8 protein-coding genes are annotated in these 8300 nt (G+C 70.2%); 2 read left to right on the top strand and 6 right to left on the bottom strand.

Annotated features, from left to right (window positions below; translation table 11 throughout):
- On the top strand, positions 1-870 hold an 870-nt coding region (locus tag ACLML9_RS26180), incomplete at its 5' end, for a peptidase (protein WP_411948013.1).
- A gap of 52 nt (positions 871-922) precedes the next feature.
- On the opposite strand, the gene ACLML9_RS26175 is transcribed toward ACLML9_RS26180, so the two are convergent.
- The 4 genes from ACLML9_RS26175 to ACLML9_RS26160 are packed head-to-tail and all read right to left on the bottom strand — an operon-like array spanning position 923 to position 4859.
- A complete protein-coding gene (locus tag ACLML9_RS26175; RefSeq protein ID WP_411948012.1) occupies positions 923-1885 on the bottom strand; it encodes an ABC transporter substrate-binding protein in 963 nt (320 codons plus the stop codon).
- A gap of 19 nt (positions 1886-1904) precedes the next feature.
- Entirely contained in the window at positions 1905-2675 is a 771-nt protein-coding gene (locus tag ACLML9_RS26170) for an ABC transporter ATP-binding protein (protein ID WP_411948011.1), read from the bottom strand.
- Position 2676: 1 nt separating this feature from the next.
- Positions 2677-3531 (bottom strand): ABC transporter permease, encoded by an 855-nt coding sequence (locus ACLML9_RS26165; protein WP_411948010.1) that lies wholly within the window; start codon positions 3529-3531, stop codon positions 2677-2679.
- Positions 3528-4859 carry an aryl-sulfate sulfotransferase gene (locus ACLML9_RS26160; protein WP_411948009.1) on the bottom strand — a complete coding sequence of 444 codons (1332 nt, stop codon included), beginning with the start codon at positions 4857-4859 and terminating at the stop codon, positions 3528-3530. The genes ACLML9_RS26165 and ACLML9_RS26160 overlap by 4 nt, the downstream gene beginning before the upstream one ends.
- A gap of 158 nt (positions 4860-5017) precedes the next feature.
- Between ACLML9_RS26160 and ACLML9_RS26155 the strand changes: the two genes are divergently transcribed.
- The gene (locus tag ACLML9_RS26155; protein ID WP_411948008.1) at positions 5018-6070 is read left to right on the top strand and encodes a LacI family DNA-binding transcriptional regulator; all 1053 of its coding nucleotides are present in this window, start codon (positions 5018-5020) and stop codon (positions 6068-6070) included.
- A gap of 35 nt (positions 6071-6105) precedes the next feature.
- Here ACLML9_RS26155 and ACLML9_RS26150 read toward each other — a convergent pair whose 3' ends face one another.
- Together ACLML9_RS26150 and ACLML9_RS26145 are read right to left on the bottom strand one after the other, a co-directional pair.
- A complete protein-coding gene (locus ACLML9_RS26150) occupies positions 6106-7311 on the bottom strand; it encodes a glycoside hydrolase family 76 protein (protein ID WP_411948007.1) in 1206 nt (401 codons plus the stop codon).
- 92 nt (positions 7312-7403) lie between these two features.
- Complete coding sequence (locus tag ACLML9_RS26145) at positions 7404-8189, bottom strand: TetR/AcrR family transcriptional regulator C-terminal domain-containing protein (RefSeq protein WP_411948006.1); 786 nt, start codon at positions 8187-8189, stop codon at positions 7404-7406.
- Between the last annotated feature and the right edge of the window lie 111 nt (positions 8190-8300).

Raw genomic sequence — 8300 nt, 5'->3', positions numbered from 1 at the left:
GCTCCGGCGGCACCCACCCCGCCGCCGGAATTCTGGTCGGAATCCGCCGCCACCCCGCAGCGGCATGCGGCCGTCGCCGCGGCGACCCGGCAGATCGACGTCTGCGCGTTGATCCCCCGCGACACCCTCGATGAGCTGGGACTCGGAGATATCCAGAGCGTCACCGTCGGCCTGTATTCGTGCCGGGCCGCCCTCGGCCCCGCGGCCGCGGGTGAAGCCGCCACGCTCACCTGGCATTCGACCCTGCTGCCCACCCTCACCCCGAACCGCGGCCGCAGCGAACAACTCGGCGATGTGAGCACCCTGGTCGTCCCCGGCCGGGACGGCGATCCACGTGCCTGCGGCGCCACCGGCCGCTTCCCGGCAGGCGCCGCCTTCTACCTCAGCGTCTCGGCTCCGGACCGCGACTCGTGCGCGGTCGCCGGCAGTGTGCTACCCGGCATGATCGAGCGCTGGCGGCAGTCACCGGCTCAGGGCACCTCACCCGACACCGTGCCCACGGTACTGCTCGGCGCCGACCCGTGCGCGGTGCGCACGGAACTGTCCGGCACCGCCGATACCGATGAGCGCCGGCTGACCCAATGCCTGTTCCGGTACCGGGACGAAACCGTCACGGTGGTGTACGACTACCGCGTTCCCGACCAGCTACGGACCCGCAGCACCGAAGAGAAGATCGACGACCACGTCGTCTTCCGCTCCACCTCGCTCTACGACAGCAGTATCCCGATCTACTCGACCGTTGTCGGACCCGAATTGCCCTCCGGCAGTACCGCTTTCGTCTCACGCATTCCGGTGGTCGAGGTCACCTCGGCCACCGATGACGTCGCCCGCGAGGTGATGTCGAAGGTGCTGACACTCTTCCCGCAATGAGTGTCCCGGCGGCCCGCCCTTCGTGCGTCGTACGCGCGGGGCCGCTCCGGGTCTACTGCTTCCGCGGCAGGAATCGGTCATCCAGAAGCCCCGCGTAGTCGGGGAGCCGGGTTCCGGCGGCGATCGAGCCCTGCGTGCCGGCCCAGGTACCGAGTTCGGTGAGCTTCGGGGCGAGATCCGGTTCCAGTTGCAGCGTGAAGTCGAATTGCGACAGGACTTCCCGCAGTAGACCGGGGTCGAGCTGGGTCGCGGTGGCCACCGCGGCGACGGCGGTATCGGAGATCTTCTCGAGTTCGGCGCCCGCGTCGTCGAGCGCGGCGAAGAAGGACGTGATGGCGGGGCTCTTGGCCGCGATCGCCGCCTGGGTCGCCAGGTAGAGGCTGTGCTGGCTGTAGCTGCCGCCGGCGAGTTCGACGGCGTCGGCGCCCAGGGCCTGGACGACCTGCGCCTGATAGGGCTGGAAGATCGATACGGCGTCGACATTGCGCTGGGTGGCGGCGGTGACCGTCGCCGACGGGGAGACCTGCACCAGATTCGCCGCCACCGCGCGCTGTGCCAGCGTATCGGCCGCGAAGTAAGCGGCGCTCGTACCGAGCGGGGTGCCGATCGACTTACCCGCCAGATCCTCGACGCGCTGGATACCCGCGCTTCGGCGAGCGACTATCCGTGACCCCTCCCAGCGCGCGCCGTCACCGACCACGCGCAACGATGGGGAGCGCGTCAGTACGGCCGAGGTCGGGACATCGGCGGCGGTGGCGATATCGACCTGGCCGGCGGAGACGGCCTGCAACGCCTCGATACCGGAGGGGAAGTTCACGACCTGGACCTTCACGCCGTGTTTGTCGAAGTACCCCCCGTCCACGGCGACGGGGATCTGCGCCCACGACGGGTCGACGACGAAACCGACGGTGAGGGTATCGGCGTCGCCGCCGGAGTCCCCGCAGGCGACGACGGACAGCGACAATGCGACGGCCGTGAGGGTGGCGGCCAGCAGGCGCCCGAGACGGATCTTCACGATGATGCGGCTTTCTCTTTCAATGACGGACCGACGGGGCATCGTGGTCGATGCCCAGTTCGTGGTGCAGTGCCCGGCGGATTTCGCTGTATCCCCGTTGTTCGGCGAGCGTGTCGGCGGGGCGCGGCCGGGTGAGCGGGTTGGTGAGCTGTTCGACGATGCGGCCGTCGCGCAGCACGCTGACCGTGTCGGCCAGCCGGATCGCCTCATCGATGTCGTGGGTGACGAAGACGACGGTGCGGTGCAGGCGGGTCCACAGATCGATGACCAGATCCTGCATTTTCAGGCGGGTCAGTGCGTCCAGCGCGGCGAACGGCTCGTCCATCAGCATCACGGCCGGTTCGCCCGCGAGCATCCGCGCGATGCTGACCCGCTGCCGCATCCCGCCGGAGAGTTCATTCGGCCGGCGCCGGCCCACCTCGGGCGCGAGTTCGACGAGGTCGAGAAGTTCGGGGATGCGGGCGCGACGGCGGCGGGCCTCCACCGCACCGGCCCGCAGCGCGAAATCGATATTGCCGGCCACACTCATCCACGGGAAGAGGACGTCACGCTGGAAAGCCATACCCCGGCGCGGCCCCGGCGAGCCAACGGCTTCGCCGTTGTCGGTGACCGTCCCCGCGGTGGGGGTGATCAGCCCGGCGAGACAGTGCAGCAGAGTGGATTTCCCGCTGCCCGAGGCGCCGACGAGCACGGAGAAGGACCCGTCCGGGATCGTCAGATCCACCCGGTCCAGGGTGGGCGCCGGTTGCCCGGGGAAGTGCACGACAAGGTCGTGGGTCTCGATCGTCATCTCAATGCTCCTCGGCGGCCCAGCGCGTCACCGGTGCGGTCACCGCGGCGATCGCGAGATCGCATACGGCCCCGATGATGCCCAGGATGATCAGGCAGGCGATGAGCCGGTCCGCCTGGGAGAACAGCTGCGCCTGGTAGATGCGGTAGCCGATACCCGCGGTGGTACCGGTCATCTCGGCCACGACGATGAGAACGAACGCCATGGCCGCACCCACCCGGAGCCCGGAGGCGATATCGGGGGCCGCTTCGGGAAGCACGATCCTGGTCAGGATCTGCCCGCGGCCGGCCCCCAGGCAGCGTGCGGCCCGCAGGTAGTCCGCGGGCGTACTCGCCAGTCCCGCATGACTGTTGATCCAGACCGGTACGAAGACGCCGAGCGCGATGACCAGCGTCTTACTGCTCTCCCCCAGGCCGAACCAGAGAATCGCCAACGGAACGAGACCGATGGTCGGAATCGGTGACAGCAACCGCAGCACCGGTTGCAGCAGACTACGACCCACCACCGTGGTCGCGGTGAGCACCGCGGCCACGATCCCGGCCGCCGCCCCGAGGACGAATCCGGCGAACGCCCGCCGCAGACTGGCGACGATATCCGCCGCCAGCAGCCCATCGGTCCAGAGCGTCCGGGCGGCGGCCAGGATCTCGGGAACGCTGGGAAAGAGTTCGCGCGGGAACTCGCCACTGGCCACCACCAGGCTCCACCCGATCGCGGCCACGCCGAGCCCGACGATCGCCCAGCCCAGCGCTCCGAACCGGGCGAGCCACACGGGAACTCTCCGGACGCGCCGGGCCCGGCCCGGCGGAGCGGCCGGCGCCGCGTTTCCGGCGGGCGCCGGGATCGACCGGGTGGTCATATCGCCGCACTGCCCCGGCCGGGCGCCCCGACGACGCGGGCCGGAGTGTGCGGTGTACCGGCCGGGACCCACTCGAAGGGCACCCACTGTGCCCGGTAGACCAGCGGGGTGCGGGTGAGCCGGTCGACACCGGGGACCCGTGGCGTACGTACCTCGGGTTCGCCCGCGACGCCGTAACCCTCGTACGGGCTGTGGTACTCCCACACCACCTCACCGTCCGGGGTCACCTGGAACAGCCGCCCCTGCATCCCCTCGGTGACGAGCGTATTACCGCCCGGCAGCCGCTGTGCGTTGCTGACGAACGAGCTGAAGAACGTCCACGACGGCAGCCCGGAATCCTCGGCGGTGTACTGCCAGACGATCTGCTCGGTCCGCGGATCGACCTCGAGCACGCGGGAACCCGCGTAGATGCCGAGTGCGGCCGGCGGGTATCCGGCACCGCCCTGGTTGTCGAAGATCAGGATATTGCCGGCGCCGGGTAGACCCGCGGCGATCATGTGCGGATTGTGCTGGCCGGAGATCTGATCCAGCGGCCGCGGCACCTTGTGCGCGTTGATCCGCTGGTGCTGGGCTCCCGGGGTTTCACCGAAATAGGGGCCGAGCTTCCAGACCACGGCACCGGAGGTCTTGTCGATCAGCGCGACGATATTGGCCTTGCGGAAGCCGACCAGGATGTTGTCCGGATGGAAGACCGTATCCGGGTCGTCGTCGTGCCACCGGTTGGGGCCCAGTGATTTCGCGCTGTTCATCTCGAGGTAGCCCCACGGGTCCTCGGGATCCCGGGCCGCCGTCTCGCGCAGAGCTTGCCAACCGCTCTCGGAGAACCCGAACTCGTGCAGGTGATCACCGGCCAGCCACTGCCAGACGATCTCGCCGCGTTCGTCCACCTCGAACAGGCCCTGGTCACCGACGGTCGAGTCACCGAGATCGGGCACCACCCGCGGTACGGTGACCAGCAGCAGCCGGTTTCCGTTCGGCAGCAGCTCCCAGTCGTGGTTCTGGCGGGCCGCGCCGCCGGGGGCCTGCGTTCCCCATTCCCAGAGGCGGTCGCCGGCCCAATCGAGCTGGCCGACGGTGCCGTTGGCGTAGATTCCGCCGCGGGCGTCACCGCTGTCGGAGAGCTGGACTCCGATATCGCCGAGCCGGCCGCCGGTGAGTGCGGGGTCGAGGAGGCGCGGCGGCACCCCGGCGAAAGGCCAGTCGTGCACGACGGTGCCGTTGAGGTCGATGAGCCGGGTCACCGAATCGGCGCCGGTGAAGAGAACGTAACCGTCCCGGGCGTTCTCGGGGTCACAGTAGGTCACGCCCGCCGGTCGTATGTATGCCATATCTCCAGTTCACCTATCGCTCATTACGCCCGTGGGTCGTGCTCGTCACCGTTCTAATCGTTTAGCGTAGGAGGGCCGCGCCGGCGGGCCCAGTGTAAGAATCCGGGTGAACGAAACCCTCCGGCACAGCTGTGCGCGGCAATGAGACTGGATCGATCGTGAGCTCGAAACGCCCTACTCTCACCGATGTCGCCAAGCGCGCCGGTACCTCCACCGCGGTGGTCAGCTATGTCATGAACGACGGGCCCCGCCCGGTATCCGAACGGCTCCGTGCCCGAGTCCTCGCCGCCGCGGACGAACTCGACTACCGGCCCGACCGCTTTGCCCGGGCACTGCGGCGGCCACGGCGATGGCGGCAGATCGGACTACTGGTCCCGGATATGACGATGCCGCTGTACGGCGCGTTCGCCGGGCGGATCGAAATCGAAGCGCGGGCGCGGGACCATCTCACGATGATGGGCAACACCGGTTTCGACCCGGAACGCGAACTCGAATTCGCCGCGGCCTTCACCGATGTCGGAATCGACGGCCTCGTCGTCGTCGGCGCGGTCGACGCCACCGGCACCGGCGAGATCTGCACCCGGGCGCGGGTCCCCGTGGTCTGGGTGCACAACAGCCGCGGCGGTACCGAGGTACCGGTCGTCGGCGGCGACCACGTCGGCGCCGGCCGGCTCGCCGCCGGCCATCTCCTCGACGTACACCGGTGCGAGAAGCTCGTTTTCGTCGGCGGTTTCACCGCCGGGGAGGTGCGCCACGGTGACCGCGAAACCGTCGCGCAACGATTCCAGGGCTTCGTCGCCGCTCTCGGCGGCCACGGCGACGCCATCCGCACCGACCTGACCGCCGCCAGCGCGTACACCGCGGTCGGCACCTATCTGCGCGGATGCCACGAGCCCCCGCAGGGCATGGTGGTCGGAACCAGCGCCCAATCCGCCGCCGCGATGCGCGCGGTCACCGACGCCGGGCTGCGCATACCGGAGGATGTCCGGATAGTCGGATTCGACGGCGCGACCGCCGACCATTTCGGGCAGATCACCCTCACCTCGGTGCGCCAGCCGGTCGACCTCATCACCCGTCGTGCGCTCGCCCGCCTGCTCGACCCATCGGACGGTGCTCGTGGCATCGAGCGGTCCGGCCCGATGGAGGTCTCCCTCGGCGTCGGCGAATCCTGCGGCTGCGAACTCCCGCCGGGACGCCTCGGCGCCCCCTGAAGGCTGTCCACCCGACAGCCGGCCGCGCCGACAGTTCAATATCCCGCGGCGGTGAGCCGGTAATCGGCTTCGAACAGCATCCAGCCGCTCAGCTGCACCGAGAGATCGCGGCTCAGATTCGCCGCGGAAGCAGGGGAGAAGTCCGGGAGCCGAGGAAATGCCCCGGGCCGCTGGCGCACCGTCACCGCGCGGGTCCAGTCCGCACCGAACAGTGGCAGCCCCTCCACCTCCGCCCGATGATCCCAGGCCGCCCGCGCGGACGCGTGCACGATGGCCTCGGCGGTGGTGTCGCCCATGGACAGTGCGGCCACCGCGAGATATCGGGCGAGGATCCCCATGAACAGGCCGGTATCGCCCTCGGCGGCCGCGACGATCACCCCGGCGTCCGTGAGCCCGGCCGCGGCCGCGGCGACCAGCGCCGCCACCCGGCGGCGGCGCCCGGCCTCGCCGGTGCGGACGGCCAGCTCGGTTTCCAGGCCGATGGCCACGCCCTGGCTGTAGGTGTGCACGGTCCGGTCCACACGTCCGCCGGGTTCGTGGACACCGTCGAGGACCAGACCGGTACGGGTGTCGCGCAGCCGGGTGTGCAGGAAATCGGCGAGCCGACCGGCGTGCGTCACCGAGCCCAGACGCGCCAGCGCGATACCGGCCGGACCGTTCGTGGGGGCGTTGTAGTAGTCGGCGCCGAACCGCCACGGCAGCGCGCCGACAGCCGGGTTCCAGCCCTCGATCAGGGCTGCCCCCAGTTCCCCGACGGCGTCGCCGAACCGGATACCGAGCAACCGGTCGGCCCGTTCGAGCGCCAGCGCCAGCCACGCCATATCGTCGTAGTACCGGTTGGTCCAGCCGGTGATGTTGCGGGCACGGATACCGCGCGCGAGGGAAGCGACCCGGTCGACGCGTTCGGGGGTACGGGCACGGTACGCGGCGTCCACTGCACAGTCGAGCAGGTGAGCTTGCCACCAGTAGTGCCACCGGATGAACGACCGCTCCGGTAACGAACCCGGCCAGGTGAGCGCGCCCAGCTGCGTACGCGGCAGTCCCCAGAGGGTGCGCACATGCCGCGTCACGATCGCCCGCTCGGCCAGATCCGCCCGTTGTGCGGCGGTTCCGGGGCGGGCGGCCACGGTTCGGATGATCGGCCCCGCCTGTATCGGCTGGGCCAGTACGGTGAGTGCGATCCCGGCGCCGGCCGCACACAACACGCTGCGCCGGCTGATCTCCGTGTTCCGGCGATCCATCCGCCCGGACTCCCTTGCTGAACGACGACCCTCGGAGCTGGAAAACCGTGCGGTGAAAGTTTAACCCGGCACGACCCCGCCGGCACGGCGCTTCAGCTGCCGGCCGGGTCCGCGAGCAGTACGGCGAATCCGTCCAGATGCCGTGCGAGTCCGTATTCGAACAGTCCGTCCAGATCCGCGGCCGTCTCCTCCGGAGTCGCCGCGAGCAGGGGGAATCGGCGGGTGCCCAGCAGCTCGTGAGCGCGGGCACGCGCTGCCGTCCGCCATCCGTCGAGCGTGACACCGGTGTTCTGTTCGGCCTCGACCTCCTCCGCCACCGACAGCGCCGCGGCGAGGACAAGCGAGTGCAACGTGAGGGCTTCGCGCATCCGCACCTCCGCGGACAGCCCCGACCCGTCGAGGGCACGAAGGACCCATTCGGTCTGCGCCATCGTGTTGAGCGCGAGCAGGGGCCGGGTGAACGAGACGACCCGGGGTAGCCAGAGATGCCGTCGGCACAACTGCCATTGCAGGCGGGCGATCCGCTCGAGATCCGCGCGCCAGCCGAGCACACCGGGCTCCGGGAGGTCGAGTTCCCCGAACGCCGCGTCGGCCATCTGGGTCAGTAGTTCGTCCTTGTTCGCCACGTACCGGTACAGCGACATCGGGCCGACGCCGAGCTCGGCCGCCAGCCGGCGCATCGAGACCGCCCCGAGCCCCTCGGTATCGGCGATCGCGATGGCCGTGCGCAGTAGACGCTCACGCTGCGGCTCGCCGCCGGCGGGTACCGGACGCCGCGGCGCCCGGGTGATCACCGGGCCGGCCACGGACGTACCGGATGCGCTGACCACGGTGCCCGCACCGACCCTCGCTTCGACCAGACCCTCCGCGCGCAGCACCGCCGTCACCTTGGTCGCGGGGGCGGCCGCGGCCCCCCCCCCCGGGGGGGGGGGTGAGTGGAAAAGACCCACACCCACCCCGCCGGCGGCCCGGGGCGGCGCCCCAAGGGC

It is taken from the genome of Nocardia sp. NPDC002869 (assembly GCF_046764065.1).
GTDB lineage: Bacteria > Actinomycetota > Actinomycetes > Mycobacteriales > Mycobacteriaceae > Nocardia > Nocardia rhamnosiphila.
This window is presented reverse-complemented; position numbering and strand designations above follow the sequence as displayed.

What these genes read in the sequence shown, in the direction of transcription:
- ACLML9_RS26170 (WP_411948011.1), bottom strand. Translation starts at nt 2,675, where the DNA reads ATGACGATCGAGACCCACGACCTTGTCGTGCACTTCCCCGGGCAACCG.
- ACLML9_RS26165 (WP_411948010.1), bottom strand. Translation starts at nt 3,531, where the DNA reads ATGACCACCCGGTCGATCCCGGCGCCCGCCGGAAACGCGGCGCCGGCC.
- ACLML9_RS26160 (WP_411948009.1), bottom strand. Translation starts at nt 4,859, where the DNA reads ATGGCATACATACGACCGGCGGGCGTGACCTACTGTGACCCCGAGAAC.
- ACLML9_RS26150 (WP_411948007.1), bottom strand. Translation starts at nt 7,311, where the DNA reads ATGGATCGCCGGAACACGGAGATCAGCCGGCGCAGCGTGTTGTGTGCG.